The organism is Pseudomonas sp. LY-1, assembly GCF_053502595.1.
In genome coordinates, this window is the sequence record NZ_CP094353.1 from 4,567,680 (window position 1) to 4,582,900 (window position 15,221).

Annotated in this window: 18 protein-coding genes and 1 pseudogene; 9 read left to right on the top strand and 10 right to left on the bottom strand. The window is 60.0% G+C overall.

What is annotated here, in order from left to right; all coding sequences use genetic code 11:
* Positions 1-76 precede the first annotated feature (76 nt).
* The 9 genes from MOQ67_RS20770 to MOQ67_RS20810 all read left to right on the top strand — a co-directional run bounded on the left by MOQ67_RS20770 (position 77) and on the right by MOQ67_RS20810 (position 9,359).
* A complete protein-coding gene (locus tag MOQ67_RS20770) occupies positions 77-844 on the top strand; it encodes a FadR/GntR family transcriptional regulator (RefSeq protein WP_046382795.1) in 768 nt (255 codons plus the stop codon).
* Between the two features lie 241 nt (positions 845-1,085).
* Positions 1,086-2,288, top strand: a complete 1,203-nt coding sequence (locus MOQ67_RS20775; protein WP_046382794.1) for an ABC transporter substrate-binding protein — start codon at positions 1,086-1,088, stop codon at positions 2,286-2,288.
* Positions 2,289-2,346: 58 nt separating this feature from the next.
* Positions 2,347-3,207 carry a branched-chain amino acid ABC transporter permease gene (locus MOQ67_RS20780; RefSeq protein ID WP_046382793.1) on the top strand — a complete coding sequence of 287 codons (861 nt, stop codon included), beginning with the start codon at positions 2,347-2,349 and terminating at the stop codon, positions 3,205-3,207.
* Position 3,208: 1 nt separating this feature from the next.
* Positions 3,209-4,216, top strand: a complete 1,008-nt coding sequence (locus MOQ67_RS20785) for a branched-chain amino acid ABC transporter permease (protein WP_126589061.1) — start codon at positions 3,209-3,211, stop codon at positions 4,214-4,216.
* On the top strand, positions 4,213-4,962 hold the full coding sequence (locus MOQ67_RS20790; RefSeq protein ID WP_017847518.1) for an ABC transporter ATP-binding protein: 750 nt from the start codon (positions 4,213-4,215) through the stop codon (positions 4,960-4,962). Before MOQ67_RS20785 ends, MOQ67_RS20790 begins: the two co-directional genes overlap by 4 nt.
* Positions 4,962-5,657, top strand: coding sequence for an ABC transporter ATP-binding protein (locus MOQ67_RS20795; protein WP_017847519.1), 696 nt, complete (start codon positions 4,962-4,964; stop codon positions 5,655-5,657). The genes MOQ67_RS20790 and MOQ67_RS20795 overlap by 1 nt, the downstream gene beginning before the upstream one ends.
* 13 nt (positions 5,658-5,670) lie before the next feature.
* Positions 5,671-6,939, top strand: a complete 1,269-nt coding sequence (locus MOQ67_RS20800; protein WP_017847520.1) for a Zn-dependent hydrolase — start codon at positions 5,671-5,673, stop codon at positions 6,937-6,939.
* On the top strand, positions 6,936-8,342 hold the full coding sequence (locus MOQ67_RS20805) for an amidase (RefSeq protein WP_198718258.1): 1,407 nt from the start codon (positions 6,936-6,938) through the stop codon (positions 8,340-8,342). Before MOQ67_RS20800 ends, MOQ67_RS20805 begins: the two co-directional genes overlap by 4 nt.
* 153 nt (positions 8,343-8,495) lie before the next feature.
* Positions 8,496-9,359, top strand: a complete 864-nt coding sequence (locus MOQ67_RS20810) for a LysR family transcriptional regulator (RefSeq protein ID WP_017847522.1) — start codon at positions 8,496-8,498, stop codon at positions 9,357-9,359.
* Between the two features lie 176 nt (positions 9,360-9,535).
* On the opposite strand, the gene MOQ67_RS20815 is transcribed toward MOQ67_RS20810, so the two are convergent.
* From MOQ67_RS20815 to MOQ67_RS20860, 10 genes and pseudogenes are all read right to left on the bottom strand, one after another.
* Complete coding sequence (locus MOQ67_RS20815) at positions 9,536-11,047, bottom strand: hypothetical protein (protein ID WP_017847523.1); 1,512 nt, start codon at positions 11,045-11,047, stop codon at positions 9,536-9,538.
* A 116-nt stretch (positions 11,048-11,163) separates the two neighbouring features.
* Entirely contained in the window at positions 11,164-11,541 is a 378-nt protein-coding gene (locus MOQ67_RS20820) for a hypothetical protein (protein ID WP_169884456.1), read from the bottom strand.
* Positions 11,542-11,788: 247 nt separating this feature from the next.
* Positions 11,789-12,151, bottom strand: coding sequence for a hypothetical protein (locus MOQ67_RS20825; RefSeq protein WP_169884457.1), 363 nt, complete (start codon positions 12,149-12,151; stop codon positions 11,789-11,791).
* 30 nt (positions 12,152-12,181) lie between these two features.
* Positions 12,182-12,393, bottom strand: a pseudogene (locus MOQ67_RS20830) (hypothetical protein); the annotation flags it as partial.
* A 26-nt stretch (positions 12,394-12,419) separates the two neighbouring features.
* Complete coding sequence (locus tag MOQ67_RS20835) at positions 12,420-12,776, bottom strand: hypothetical protein (protein ID WP_104904528.1); 357 nt, start codon at positions 12,774-12,776, stop codon at positions 12,420-12,422.
* A gap of 20 nt (positions 12,777-12,796) precedes the next feature.
* Positions 12,797-13,159, bottom strand: coding sequence for a hypothetical protein (locus MOQ67_RS20840; protein WP_046490582.1), 363 nt, complete (start codon positions 13,157-13,159; stop codon positions 12,797-12,799).
* Positions 13,160-13,161: 2 nt separating this feature from the next.
* Positions 13,162-13,395 carry a hypothetical protein gene (locus tag MOQ67_RS20845; RefSeq protein WP_104902815.1) on the bottom strand — a complete coding sequence of 78 codons (234 nt, stop codon included), beginning with the start codon at positions 13,393-13,395 and terminating at the stop codon, positions 13,162-13,164.
* Between the two features lie 164 nt (positions 13,396-13,559).
* Positions 13,560-13,787 carry a hypothetical protein gene (locus MOQ67_RS20850; protein WP_448675546.1) on the bottom strand — a complete coding sequence of 76 codons (228 nt, stop codon included), beginning with the start codon at positions 13,785-13,787 and terminating at the stop codon, positions 13,560-13,562.
* A 17-nt stretch (positions 13,788-13,804) separates the two neighbouring features.
* Entirely contained in the window at positions 13,805-14,182 is a 378-nt protein-coding gene (locus MOQ67_RS20855; RefSeq protein WP_104902814.1) for a hypothetical protein, read from the bottom strand.
* A 2-nt stretch (positions 14,183-14,184) separates the two neighbouring features.
* On the bottom strand, positions 14,185-15,180 hold the full coding sequence (locus MOQ67_RS20860; RefSeq protein WP_448675547.1) for a hypothetical protein: 996 nt from the start codon (positions 15,178-15,180) through the stop codon (positions 14,185-14,187).
* Between the last annotated feature and the right edge of the window lie 41 nt (positions 15,181-15,221).

Here is a 15,221-nt window from a genome sequence, read left to right on the forward strand (position 1 = left end):
CGACACCCTGCGTTGACGCTACGGCCCAATCGTTATTAAGTACTATTTATCCGCATTAATACGATAAATAGACCCCATGCTCACTCGCCCGCTACGACGCAAACGCCAGAAGCTGTCCGACGTGATTGTCGAGTCGGTCAAGCGCTCCATCGTCACCGACGCCTTGAAGCCCGGCGACCGCCTGCCCACCGAGCGCGAGCTGATGGAAAGCTTCCAGTGCTCCAAGGGCTCGGCCCGCGAAGCGCTCAAGGCCCTGGAAGTCGAAGGCCTGGTCAGCACGCGCACCGGCCCGAGTGGCGGAGCCTACCTGAACCAGGCCGGCACCGAACCGGCCAGCCGCGCACTGCGCAACTACCTGCACTTCCAGCACTTGGATGGCGAGCAGGTGTACCAGTTGCGCAAGGTCATCGAAGTGGAACTGGCGGTGTCGGTGCTCGGGCGCCTGAGCGAAGACGACTACCAGGCCCTGCAGGCCAACGTGGATTTTTGCAGCGCGCCGGAAGACAGCGAAGCCGGCCAGCGCGAACAACGCCTGGCGGAACTGGAGTTCCACAACCTGCTCGCCAAGGCCTGCCCCAACCCGCTGCTGAGCTTTACGGCGCAATTTCTCAACGACCTGCTGCGCGACCTGGTGGTGCTGAAAAAAGCCTACAAGCCCAAGCGCAAGCAGTTCGACGCGGCCAACCTCGACTATCACAAGCAACTGTTGAGCGCCTTTCGCGCCGGCGATGAAAGCGCGGTGCGTAGCCTGATGCATGAACACATGTGCGACGCCGAACACCATATGACCGCGCTCGAAGGCCAGGTCAGCCCGCATTTTCTACTGGAGTTCGATCACTCTTAAGAACACCCCAGCTCCAATGTGGGAGGGAGCTTGCTCCCGATGAGGCCGGCACAGTCACCGTTATATCGACTGACACACCGCTATCGGGAGCAAGTCAAATCGTCGCACCGCCCCTCCCACAGTTGACTGCATTCCAACCCGCACACTGCGTTACCCCAATAAAAAAATGCCTGCCCACAGGCCCTGCTCCACCGTATCGCCCTTGCCGCTCCTGCCAATAACTAAACCAGGGAGTCACCCCATGCAGCGTCGTACGTTATTGAAAGCCAGCCTCACCCTCGCCTCCGCCCTCAGCCTGCCGCTGAGCGTGCGCTCGGCATTCGCCGCCGAGCCTTTTACCTTTTACGGCCTCAAGTCCATGTCTGGCGCCTTTGCCAGTTATGGCAAGTTCGCCGACATGGGTTCGCGCCTGGCGGTGGCGCAACACCCCGAGATTCTTGGGCGCCCGCTGAACTACAAGGTCATCGACACCGAAGGCAACGCGGGCAAGGCGGTGCGCAAGGTACAGGAAGCGATTGCGCAGGACGGCGCGCGGTTCTTCCAGGGCTGCACCCTGTCGTCGTCGGCGCTGGCAGTGGCCAAGGAAGTCGACAAGGCCGGCGGCGTGTTCATGACCCCGGTGGGTGCCGATGAAGTCACCGGCAAAGACTGCAACCACGCGACCTTCCGCTGGTCGGTGCCGACCTACGGCGCGATTCGCGAAACCCTGGTGCCGCTGATCAAGCTGCTGCCGGACGCCAAGCGCTGGTACACCATCACCCCGCAATACGTGTTCGGCGAAGCCTTGCTCGAGGGCGCCAAAAACGTGCTCAAGGAACATGGCCTGGAACACGTCGGCAACAGCTACCACTCGCTGCAGGAGCAGGAATTCTCCGGCTACCTGACCAACGCCATCGCCACCAAGCCCGACGTGCTGGTGCTGCTCAACTTCGGCAGCCAGTCGTCCAACACCCTGCGCCAGGCGGTCAACTTCGGCATCAAGGAGCGCATGAAAGTGCTGCTGGTGTGGTCTGCCGGCCTCGACCAGTTCCAGGAACTGGGCAGCGATGTGCTCGAAGGCGTGTACCTCGGCGCGCAGTACTGGCACCAGGTCGACAGCCCGCTCAACCGCGAACTGGTCAAGCTGACCCAGGCCAAGTACGGCATCAACCCCACTTACCCGCTGGCCGCCGACTACATCAGCACCAAGGTCATGCTGGACACCATCATCGCCACCGGCAGCTTCGACGGGCCGACCGTGGCCAAGGCCATGCAGGGCCTGAGTTTCGAGGGCCCCACCGGCAAGGAGTCGATCCGTGCCGGCGACCACCAGGTGATCAAGGATTACTACCTGCTGATCGGCAAGGCCGCCGCCGACATGGCCGACAAGGACGACCTGGCCAAGGTGCTCAGCGCCGGCCAGTCATTCCCGCCGGTCGAGGCCACGGGCTGCACGCTCGGCTGACCCCCTGACTATTTGCACCGCAGGGCCGCGCGAGCGGCTTCCTGCCGAGGGTTCCTGCATGCTCAATCTTTACCTGTTCCAGATACTCAATGGCCTTGGCCTGGGGATGATCTACTTCCTGATCGCGGTCGGGCTGACGATCATTTTCGGCCTGCTCAACTTCGTCAACTTCGCCCACGGTGCGTTCTTCCTGCTGGGCGCCTACATCTGCTACACCGCCGTGAGCCTCACCGGCAGCTTCTGGCTGGCGCTGCTGCTGGCACCGCTGGTGGTGGCCGCGCTGGCGTGGGTGATCGAGCGCTTGCTGATCCAGCGGATTTATCACTTGCCGCACATGTTCCAGATCCTGGTGACGCTGGGGATCGCGCTGATCATCCAGGAAGCCAGCGTGATGATCTGGGGCCCGGTGGGCAAAAGCGTCGCCGTGCCGGAACTGCTGCGCGGGGTGCTGGTGCTGGGCGATTTCGTCTATCCCTATTACCGCCTGTTCCTCATCGTATTTTCCGGGCTGGTGGGCCTGGGCCTGTGGCTGCTGCTGGAACGCACGCGCTTCGGCGCACTGGTGCGCGCCGGCAGCGAGAGCACCGAAACCGTGTCGCTGCTGGGCACGAATATCTTCCGCCTGTTCTCCATGACCTTTGCCCTCGGCGTCGGCCTGGCCGGCATGGCCGGCGTACTGTTCGCGCCGTTGCGCGGTGCCCAGCCCTTTGTCGGACCGGAAATTCTCGGGATCGCCTTTGTGGTTGTCGTCATCGGCGGCATGGGCTCGTTCAGCGGTGCGCTGGTCGGCGGTTTGCTGGTGGGCGTGGTGCAAAGCCTGATGACCACACTCTGGCCCCAGGGTGCGAGCCTGATGATCTACGGCGCGATGGCCGTGGTGATTCTGGTCCGCCCCTACGGCCTGTTCGGGAGAGCCTGACATGAGCGAGAAAAATCCCCTGCCGTTCGCCAAGACCCAATCCAAAGCGATGTTGCTGTGGGTGCTGGCGGTGCTGATCGGCCTGCCGCTGGTCCTGCCCTCGGCGACCCTGGCCAGCGAAATCCTGATCTTTGCCATGGCCGCCCTGGCCTGCAACCTGTTGCTCGGCTACACCGGGCTATTGTCGTTCGGCCAAGGCATCTTCTTCGGGGCCGGTGCGTACTGCGCGGCGCTGCTGATGATCCACCTGCAACTGGGTCTGTTCAGCGCACTGCTCGGCGCTGCCGTGGCCGGCGGCTTTCTGGCGCTGCTGGTGGGTGCCCTGGCGATCCGCCGCACCGGTATCTACTTCGTCATGCTGACGCTCGCGTTCAGCCAGATGGCGTACTTCGTCGCCTACACCCTGAGCGACTGGACCGGCGGCGACAACGGCCTGCTCAGCGTGCCGCGCCCGGAGATCCGCATCGGCGACAGCGTGTTGCTGTCGTTGGCCGACGCCCGCGCGTTCTACGGTTTTGTCGCGGTGCTGTTCCTGCTGATCTTTATCGGCGCACGCCGCGTCATCGCCTCGCCGTTCGGCAGCACGCTGATGGCGATCCGCGAAAACGAAACCCGTGCCTCGGCCATCGGCTATGACACGCGCCACTTCAAGATCCTGGTGTTCGTGCTGTCCGGCGCGGTCACCGGGATCGCCGGGGCGCTGTACGCCATGTTGCTGCACTTTGTGCCGCTGTCGAATATCGACCTGGCGATGTCCGAGAACATCCTGATCATGACCATCGTCGGCGGCACCGGCTCGCTGTTCGGTTCGTTGCTGGGCGCCGGTTCCATCGTGCTGCTGGGGGATTTCCTCTCCGATCTGTGGCCGCGCTGGCTGATGTTGCTGGGGATGATCCTGATCCTGGTGGTGATCTTCATGCGCGGTGGTTTGTGGGGCGGCCTGGCGTCGCTGTTCGAGAAAGTGCGCGGCCGCCGCAAGGTCGTCGTCGCCAAGGAGCAAGGGCTATGAGCATCCTGTTGGAAACCAAAAACCTGGAGCTGGCCTATGGCGCGTTCCATGCGGTCAACGGCGTCAACCTGAAGGTCGCGGCCGGCACCATCCACACCATCATCGGCCCCAACGGCGCGGGCAAGACCAGCCTGTTCCATTGCCTGACCGGCGAACGCCAGGCCACCGCCGGGGCGATCCATTTCGACGGCCAGCCACTGATGCGCAAACCGGCCCACGCCCGCGTCGGCCTCGGTATGGCGCGTTCGTTCCAGCTCACCAGCCTGTTCCAGAACCTCAGCGTGCGCGAAAACCTGCGCCTGGCCGCCCAAGGTCGCGACGGTGCGCGCGCCTTGAATTTCTGGCGTCGGGTCGAGAGCAAGCGCGAACACCTGGAGATGGCCGACCAGGTGCTCGAACGCCTGCAACTCACGGCCCGCGCCGCGACCCTGGCCGGCGAGTTGTCCCATGGCCAGCAACGGGTGCTGGAGGTGGGCATGTCGATCTGTTCCAAGCCGAAACTGTTGATGCTCGACGAGCCCACCTCGGGCATGGGCATCGATGACATCCCGATCATGACTCAACTGATCAGCGACCTGGGCCGCGACCACACGGTGCTGCTGATCGAACACAACATGAGCATCGTCATGTCCATCAGCCAGCGCATCACGGTGATGAGCCACGGCCAGATCCTGGTGGAAGGCACGCCGGAGTTCGTGCGCGCCGATGAACGTGTGCGAACGGCTTATCTTGGGGAGGCTGCCTGATGCTGATCGTCGAGAATATCCATTCCTACTACGACAAGAGCCACGTGCTCGAAGGCGTGTCGCTGACCGTCAACCCCGGCGAACTGGTGACCCTGCTCGGCCGCAACGGCGCCGGCAAGACCACCACGCTGCGCAGCATCCTCGGCATCATCTGCCCGCGCCAGGGCCAGATCCACTTCAACGGCCAGGCGCTGGTGGGCCAGAAGATCTTTGAAATTGCGCGCCAGGGGTTGGCGTTGGTGCCGGAGAACCGCGGGATCTTCCGCCTGCTCACCGTCGAGGAAAACCTGCGCATCGCCGCGCGCAAGAGCAGCCGCTGGCAACTCGAAGACGTCTACGGCATGTTCCCGCGCCTCAAGGAACGACGCAAAAACGCCGGCCACGCGCTCTCCGGCGGCGAGCAACAGATGCTCGCCATCGCCCGCGCCCTGCTCAACGATCCCAAGCTGCTGATCCTCGACGAACCCACCGAAGGCCTGGCCCCGGTGATCGTCGACGAGTTGGTGAAGATCCTGCGCAAGGTCAAGGACGACGGCCTGCCGGTGCTGCTGGTGGAACAGAACCTGATGGTCTGCGACAAGCTCGCCGATCGCCATTACGTGCTCGAACAGGGCCGCGTGGTGTACGAGGGCAGCGCGCAAGCCTTCCGCGCCGACCCGACGATCAAGAACCGCTACCTCGCCCTGAGTGCCTGACCGGAGTTCGAAGATGAATAGCTTTGCACAACCGCTCCAGAGCAACGCCCCACTGATCAACCGCGACCGCCTGTGGCAATCGCTGATGGACCTGGCCCGACTCGGCGCCACCGTCAAAGGCGGCGTGTGCCGCCTGGCCCTCACCGACCTCGACCGCCAGGCCCGAGACCTGTTCGTGCAGTGGTGCGAGGCGGCCGGGTGCAGCGTCAGCATCGACGCCATCGGCAATATTTTTGCCCGGCGCCCAGGGCGCAATCCCGCCCTGCCGCCGGTGATGACCGGCAGCCACATCGACACCCAGCCCACCGGCGGCAAGTTCGACGGTTGCTTCGGGGTGATGGCCGGCCTGGAAGTGATCCGCACCCTCAATGATTTGAAGATCGAAACCGAAGCGCCGATCGAGGTGGTGGTATGGACCAATGAAGAAGGCTCGCGCTTCCCGCCGTGCATGATGGGTTCTGGAGTGTTCGCCGGTAAGTTCGACTTGCAGGACACCTTGGACAAGCAGGACGACCAGGGCCTGTCGGTGGGCGCCGAATTGCGGCGCATCGGTTATGCCGGTTCGCGTGCGGTGCTCGGCCATCCGGTCGGTGCGTATTTCGAGGCGCATATCGAACAAGGCCCGGTGCTGGAAGACCGCGCCACCACCATCGGCGTGGTGATGGGCTGCCTGGGCCAGAAGTGGTTCGACCTGACCCTCACCGGCGTCGAGGCCCACGCCGGCCCGACGCCGATGCACCTGCGCAAGGACGCCCTGGTCGGCGCCGCCGAGGTGGTCAGCGCGGTCAACCGCATCGCACATCAACAGCAACCCCACGCCTGCGGCACGGTCGGCTGCCTGAGCCTGCGCCCCGGCTCACGCAATGTGATTCCGGGCCAGGTCCAGATGACCATCGACCTGCGCCATCTGCATGCCGACAAGCTGCAGGCCATGGTCGATGAAGTGCGCGGCGTGATCGAAGCCAGCGCTGCACGCCACGGCCTGACGTTCGAGTTGACCGCCACCGCCGACTTCCCGCCGCTGGACTTCCACCCGGCCTGCGTCAACGCCGTGCGCGACGCCGCCGACGCCTTGGGCCTGAGTCATATGGACATCGTCAGCGGCGCCGGGCACGACGCGATTTTCGTCGCCGAATTGGGCCCGGCCGGGATGATTTTTGTGCCATGCGAAGGCGGCATCAGCCACAACGAAATCGAGAACGCCGCACCAGATGATCTGGCGGCAGGTTGCGCAGTGTTGCTGCGCGCCATGGTCAATGCGGCACAGGGGGATCAGGCATGAGTGAGATCGGCCAACTGACGGCGGTGCAACTGCTGCAGCATTTTCGTGACAAGAGCTTGTCGCCGGTGGAAGTCACCGAAGACGCGCTGTTGCGCATCGAGCGCTATAACCCGCTGGTCAATGCCTATTGCCATGTCGATGCCGAGGGCGCACTCAACGCCGCACGCGCCTCGCAAGCGCGCTGGTTGAAAGGCGCACCCTGCGGCGCACTGGATGGCGTACCGGCGTCGATCAAGGACCTCACGCTGACCCTCGGCATGCCCACGCGCAAGGGCTCGCGCACCACCTCGGCCGAGGGCCCGTGGGACGTGGACGCGCCCTTCCCGGCGTTTATGCGCAAGGCCGGTGCGGTGCTGCTGGGCAAGACCACCACCCCGGAATTCGGCTGGAAAGGCGTCACCGACAACCCGCTGTACGGCATCACCCGCAACCCGTGGGACACGCGCATGACCACCGGCGGTTCCTCCGGCGGCGCGGGCGCGGCGGCTGCGCTGAACCTGGGGGTGTTGCACCAAGGCAGCGATGCCGGCGGCTCGATCCGCATTCCCTGTGCGTTTACCGGCACCTTCGGGATCAAGCCGACCTTCGGCTATGTGCCGCAGTGGCCGGCCAGTTCGATGACGATCCTGTCGCACCTGGGGCCGATGACCCGCACCGTGGAAGACAGCGTCTTGATGCTGCAAACCGTTGCACAACCGGATGCGCGAGACGGCTTGATCGGCGCGCCAAGGACCACGCCCTGGTTGTCGGAGACCGCGGACTTGAAGGGCCTGCGCATTGCCTACAGCCCCACCTTCGGCTACGTCGATGTCGACCCGCAGGTGGCCAAAGTGGTCGCCCGGGCTGTGGCCGGCCTGGTGCAGTTGGGCGCCCATGTCGAACAGATCGACCCGGGTTTCAGCGACCCGCAGGAGGTGTTCAACACCTTGTGGGCGGCCGGCGCGGCCCGTCTGACCGGCCCGATGAGCGCGGCGCAAAAACAGCTGCTCGACCCCGGCCTGCTGCGTATCGCGCAACGCGGCGAGGGCCTGAGCCTGGACGATTTCAGCGCGGCCCTGGAAGCACGGGCAGCCCTGGTGGCGCGGATGGCGGCGTTCCATGAGCACTACGATGTGCTGGTGTCGCCGATGATGCCGATCACCGCGTTCGAGGCCGGGCACAACGTGCCGCCAGGCTCCGGGATGCACGAATGGATGGAGTGGACACCGTTCACCTACCCCTTCAACCTGACCCAGCAACCGGCAGCGTCGGTGCCGTGCGGGTTGGCGGCGAATGGCTTGCCGGTGGGGTTGCACGTGGTGGCGGCGCGGTTTGCCGATGAGACGGTGTTGCGGGTTTGCCAGGCATATGCAAAAGCATTCCCTACCGCCCCCCTGCCAGCCCCGATCACCGGAACAGCGTAGATCCAACCCAACGCTGGGAGGGGGCTTGCTCCCGATGGGGGTGTGCCAGAACCCGATCAGTCAACTGACACACTGCAATCAGGAGCAAGCCCCCTCCCACAGTTCTTGAGCGCATTCCACTACAATAGGCCCCCAATCATCCCTGGGGGCTTCATGGACATCGAACTGGCACGCACTTTCCTCGAAATCACCCGCTGCGGCAGCCTGGCCGCGGCGGCCGAGAAACTGCACGTCACCCAGACCGCCATCACCGCCCGCGTGAAGAACCTCGAAAGCCAGCTGGACAGCACGCTGTTTGTGCGCAACCGCGCCGGTGCGCGACTGACCGCCGACGGCGAGGCCTTTGTGGTGTACGCCAACCAACTGCTGCAAACCTGGGAAGCCGCGCGCCGCGACCTGCCATTGCCCGAGGGCTATCGCAATGTGCTGCATATCGGCGGTGAGGTCAGCCTGTGCAACCCGTTGATGCTCGGCTGGGCCCAGGCCTTGCGCGAACATATCCCAGGCTATGCGCTGCGCACGGAAATCCGTGAGGGCGAATACCTGCTGCGCCAATTGGAACTGGGTGTGCTCGACGCCGCGCTGGTGTTCCAGCCGCAGTACTGGCCAGGTTTGCAGGTGGAGCAGGTGCTGGAAGAAAAGCTGATCCTGGTGCAACTGGTGAGCAAGCCGGGCCCGTATGTGTATATCGACTGGGGCCCGGGGTTTCGCCAGCAGCATGACGCCGCGCTGCCCGACAAGGCCCGCGCCGCGCTGAGTTTCAACCTCGGGCCCTTGGCGCTGCAATACATTCTGGAGAACGGCGGTGCCGGATATTTCCGTACCCGAGTGGTGCAAAGCTACCTCGACAGCGGCGTGATGCAACGCGCGCCCAAGGCGCCGGAGTTCAGCTTCCCGACGTTCCTGGTGTACTCACGGGCGCGGGATTCGGCCGTGTTGCAGCAGGCGCTGGAGTTGCTGCGCGGTGTGGTCAAGGCGGAAAGCGACTGGTCACAACGCTGGGACCCGCTGATTTGAATGTTCACGCCTGAGCCCGTCCTATCGAGGGCTCGCCTATTGGAGCAAAAACTCGCACATTCGCCACCGCCCGAGAGCATGGCACGCGTGCCGTTGAAACTGGCGCTGACGCCATAATGCAAAAAGGGCATACAGGCGCTCGGCCTGTATGCCCTGGGTACTACCGGTTTACTGCATCAGCTCTTGGTGCTGCTGAGCAGCGTCTGTTTGCACAAGTGGCCGAAGCTGACGTACTCGACATTGTCACCACCGACACCGATGCCCGGATACTCCAGTACTTCCATGCGCCACACGCCGTAGTTAAAGTCGCTGCGCCAGGTGTTTTTGTAGCCCTGGGCATAATCGACAAAAGTGGTCTGGAAATCACCGGAGCACGTGCCCACGTTGATCGTGCCGCTGGCTTGACCCGAGCTGTCGGTGGCCGCCGAGTAGGCCTTGTAGACGATATTGCCGGTGTCCGGGTTGATATGCTGATCGAGATACACAATCGGATGCAGCCCTACCAGCGGCGCACCGGTGCTGTCCGACAGGCCCATGGTCCAAGTCAGGTCGCGATAGGCTTGGGTGGTCATGTAGCCATAGCCCACATTGGAAGCGGAGAACGGGATGCGCAACACGTTCGCCTCGCCTTTTACATCAGGGCTGTTCACCCGCGGGCTGGAACCCAGCGACAGGTTGTATTTGCCCGTCGCGCTCCACGGTTCGTTCGGGTGCTGGTTCGGACGCACGCGCACCTTGACCACCCCTCCGACGCCAGGGCTCGGGATCGAGGTCGATAGCACATTCGCGCCCACGGTGACCCACTGCGCGCCATCGAAACGCTCCAGTATCCATTTGCCCCGCGCGCTGCCGCTGGCGGCGTCGGCAGTCAATGCGATCCCCACGCTCTGGCCACGTACTGCGGTGAAGTCGAAGTAATCAACGTCATCGAGACTGTCGGCATTGCCACTGATGTAGTTCAGCGTGTCAGGCAGTTTGAAGGCGGTGTCCGGCGTGTCATTGGGTTCGAAGGCGTCGAGGTTGGTATCGACCGCCACACCGAACTGAAAGCCCGACCCCTGGACCGCCGCGTTGGCTTCCATGAACCAGTAGTAATCACCGGCCGGCACCACGCCGCCAAGGCTCTCATCAGCGGTGCCCGGGTTATTGGAGGTGCCCAAGGGCAGCGGATTGCCCTGGCCGTCGTCCTGGAACAAGGTCAACGACATGTCGGTGCCCGCCGTCTGGCTGACCAGCAGAGCGTTGATCCGGGCCTTCTTCGGCAGGTTGAAGTGGTAGCACAGCAGGTCGCCGGTTTGCACGCCGGTGATCGTATAGAGCGCGTTGACATCCAGCGTGGTTTCACAGCCCTGAACCAGCGCCGCCTGCACTGCAGCAGCCTGTTTGGCAGTGGCTTTCTGTACTTGGGTGACGGGGGCCGGCGCGGTGTTGTCTTCCACCACCGAGTCGGCCTTGGCCTTCGCGGCGAATACCGCTTTCTTCGACTGAGCGCCTGCCCGCAGTTGCTGTTTCAGCGCCGTGGGAGCCTTGTTGGCGGCGATTTTTGCACTGGATTTCAACGCCTGTTTGACGCTGGGTTGAAGCGCTTGCGCAGCCAGGTGAGGGTATTGCTCGGCCAGGGCGAAGGCCGAAACGAAGCAGGAGGCCGCCATGGCTGCACCCAGCATAAGGTTTTTTTTCGATTTCATTTTTTATCCATCCATAGTTAAAAACTGAAGGTCAGGTGACATCCGGTCACCTGGGATGAACTGTAGGATATTACTGTATGTATGTACAGTATTTTTTGAAAGAAATGCAGTGCCTTTCAGATGATGACGTTGCACCACCTGCGCCAAACCGACCAAACGACCGTTGCGATAGCCCAAATGAACGCAAGGTAATAGGGCCACAACACCCAACGTTTGAGCGCTAAAGGAATAGACGCCAGTTCGGCTTCGGTCACAAGACCGGCTTTCACATGACGTTTAGAGTCTGCAAGGTATTCAAAAATCAGCATCATGCGATATTGTCTGTCGATCCATTGGTTTCGTCGCCAAAAGCGCTTGTTGTTGCGAACTTCTTCATTTTCACTGAAGTAACTTTCCAACTCGTCGAGTTTTGTATATTCGGCAAATAGCATAAGTCCCAAGACGACAAACATTCCAAAAAACCAAACAATGGTATAGGCGAGAAAAAAATCCATGGTTAAGCCCCCTCTGGCTGGAATATCAAATCACCAATGAAGTTGGCGTCGAAATATAGGCAAGCGAATACTGTCCGGATACAAGCCCCAGGGGGCTCAATCACATTTAGGAAGTTGCCTACACAGAAGAAGATCGGCGCCTACAGAAAAGTGCTAATACCTGGTCATCTCCAGAGCCCTTAAACCTCACCGACCCTTCCAGTACGGAATACTCAGGTTCATCCAGGTGGCGGTGAGGACAGGTGAGCTACCATCGGTACCAAATTCCCCAAACGACTGATGCGATCAGCCAAATAAAAGAAAGACGATACGGCCAAAGTGCCCAACGCTTGAGGGATATCGGGATTGAAGCCAGTTCTGCCTCAGTCACATCGCCCCTCTTTACATGCAGTTTGGGCATTCCTAACAATTGATTGATCAGAAGCATGCGCTGAAACCTGTCGATCCGCATATTTCTTCCCCAAAAACGTTTGTTATCGCAAACCAGCTTGTTTTCACTGAAGTAGCTTTCCAACACTTCGAGCTTTTTGCACTCTGCATATAACATCAGCCCCACGCCAACCAGAGCGCCTACACACAGCAAAATACTAAAGACGAGAAAAAAATCCATAGTCAAGCCCCCTCTGGTTGAAAGATAAAATCACCATCGTTCTCTATGATCTTGCCGCCTAGAAACCCCACCTTCAAACTGCACCGGCCCTTGCCAGTACGGAATATCCAGGCCTTCGGGTTGACAGCGTCAGTTATGGACAGCGGCGTTGTGCAGGGTTTGGGTTGACCTTCGCGGTCGTTCCAGGTGCCGGTGAAGTAACCCGTACTGTCCTTTTTCCTTACGCGAAACAGCATCAACTGCTCAGGTGTAGGAAAACGAGCGACCACTAGAGCCAAGTGCACCAATAGCCCCAGCTAATAGCCAAAATCATCGCAAGGCGATATGGCCACACGGCCCAACGCTTAAGTGATAACGGAACGCAGGCCAACGCTTCCTCAGTCACAAGACCTTCTTTCACGTAGCGTTTTGACATTAGCAGGATATCAATCATCAGGCCCATGCGATGAAATCCGCCGAACCGTGGGTTTGGCCCCCAGAGTTGCTTACGTTTACGAACCTCTGCGTTTTCACTGAAGTAACTTTCCAGCTCGTCGAGTTTTGTACGTTTGGCAAAAAGCATCAGTCCCAGGACGACGAACGCCCCAATAATCATTACAATGGTGTAGGCAAGAAACAACGACATCGTAGCATAGGAAATATTCATCACCACTTATACCAAACGGACCAAACGCCTAATGCAACAAGCCAGATATAAGAAATGCGATATGGCCACAACGCCCAACGCTTGAGCGCTATAGGAACAGACGCCAGCTCGGCCTCGGTCACAAGACCTGCTTTCAAAAAGGGTTTTGGGTTTGATAGAAAATCAATCATCAGGCCCATCCGATGAAATCTGTCGATCCGCTGATTTCTTTTCCAAAATCGCTTATGGTAACGAACCTTTTCGTTCTCACTGAAGTAACTTTCCAACTCATCGAGTTTTTTATATTCGGCAAATAGCATCAGTCCCAAGAGGATAGACATCCCAACAAACAGCACAATGGTATAGACGAGAAAAAAATCCATAGTCAGGCCCCCTCTGGTTGAAAGATCAAATCACCATCGATCTCTATGATCTTGCCGCCTAGAAACCCCACCTTCAAACTGCACCGGCCCTTGCCAGTACGGAATATCCAGGCCTTCGAGTTGACAGCTTCAGTTATGGACAGCGGCGTTGTGCAGGGTTTGGGTTGACCTTCGCGGTCGTTCCAGGTGCCGGTGAAGTAACCCGTACTGTCCTTTTTCCTTACGCGAAACAGCATCAACTGCTCAGGTGTAGGAAAACGAGCGACCACTAGAACCAAGTGCACCAATAGCCCCAGCTAATAGCCAAAATCATCGCAAGGCGATATGGCCACACGGCCCAACGCTTAAGTGATAACGGAACGCAGGCCAACTCTTCCTCAGTCACAAGACCTTCTTTCACTTAGCGTTTTGACATTAGCATGATATCAATCATCAGGCCCATGCGATGAAATCCGCCGAACCGTGGGCTTGGCCCCCAGAGTTGCTTACGTTTACGAACCTCTGCGTTTTCACTGAAGTAACTTTCCAGCTCGTCGAGTTTTGTACGTTTGGCAAAAAGCATCAGTCCCAGGACGACGAACGTCCCAATAGACATTACAAGGGTGTAAGCAGGAAAAAACGACATCATTAAACTCCCTCCCTCGTTCAAATTGGAATGTTGCACCACCTGCGCCAAACCGACCAAACAACCGTTGCGATAGCCCAAATGAACGCAAGGTAATAGGGCCACAACACCCAACGTTTGAGCGCTAAAGGAATAGACGCCAGTTCGGCTTCGGTCACAAGACCGGCTTTCACATGGCGTTTAGAGTCTGCAAGGTATTCAAAAATCAGCATCATGCGATATTGTCTGTCGATCCACTGGTTTCGTCGCCAAAAACGCTTATTATTGCGAACTTCTTCGTTTTCACTGAAGTAACTTTCCAACTCGTCGAGTTTTGTATATTCGGCAAATAGCAACAGTCCCAAGACGACAGACATCCCAACAAACAACACAATGGAATAAACGAGAAAAAAATCCATGGTTAAGCCCCCTCTGGCTGGAATATCAAATCACCATCGATCTCTAGGATCTTTCCACCCAGAAACGCACCCTCATCGCCAAATTCACTACTTCCGACATACCCTCCAGCAGCGCCTCCAATAATTTCGCACGCCAATGCACCGCGTCCTTTCAAAGCAATACCCAGAAACATGTTGCATGCACGACGAGCTGCTTTCGCCCCGACTGTTCCAAGAACAGCTCCCCCCTTAACCCCACCCGCCAACCTCCCCATCTCCACATACTTCGCCCGCCGACACTGCGCCTCCCGCCCCACCATACACGCCTCCTTGATCTCCAAACCCGCTGCGCCCACATCCAGCGCCAGCCCAACATAAGTGCCCTTGCCCAACCACTTCGACGTCTGCGAAATCGCCTTCAAGCGCTGTGCATACCCGGCGATCTCGCCTTTATTCAGATAGCTTTTGGTCGAAATCCCCAGCACCTTCTTCAGCGATTGATTGCCGCGCAATCCCGTGCCAAATCGTGCGGCACCGCGCAGTTGCGTGCCCAGCAGCGCCAGCAGCACTTGGCGCTGGCGGATAAACGCCTGGCGATCCAACCCGCCGGCTTTCAGGCGTTGATGCAGACGTTCGATTTCCTCCAACGTATTCACGACTTCATCCAAGTGCCGCGACCACGCCGATGTCGCACTGCCGATACCTATCGAGCCATACGTCAGAAGGCTCTGCAGCAGGTCGTAGTTATCGATCATCGTCTGTGCAGCCGCAGCGTCCAGCTCCAGGTTGCGATCAATTTCCTCGGCATAACGCACCCACCAGGATTCGTTCCAGGAGCAACTGACGCTCTCGGTGTCTGGAACAATCACCATCCGCCCCGGCGTCACCCACCCGCGGCGCAGGTGATGATTCAACACATCAAAATGGTCAGAGTGCTGGCGGCTCATGCCGTGGCCCATCAGCCAGGTTTTCAAACTGCTGTAGCTGATTGGCTTGTCGTTGATGTATCCCCGCGCCATGCCTTACATCCTTGATGCGATGAAGTTGGCGTCGAAATATA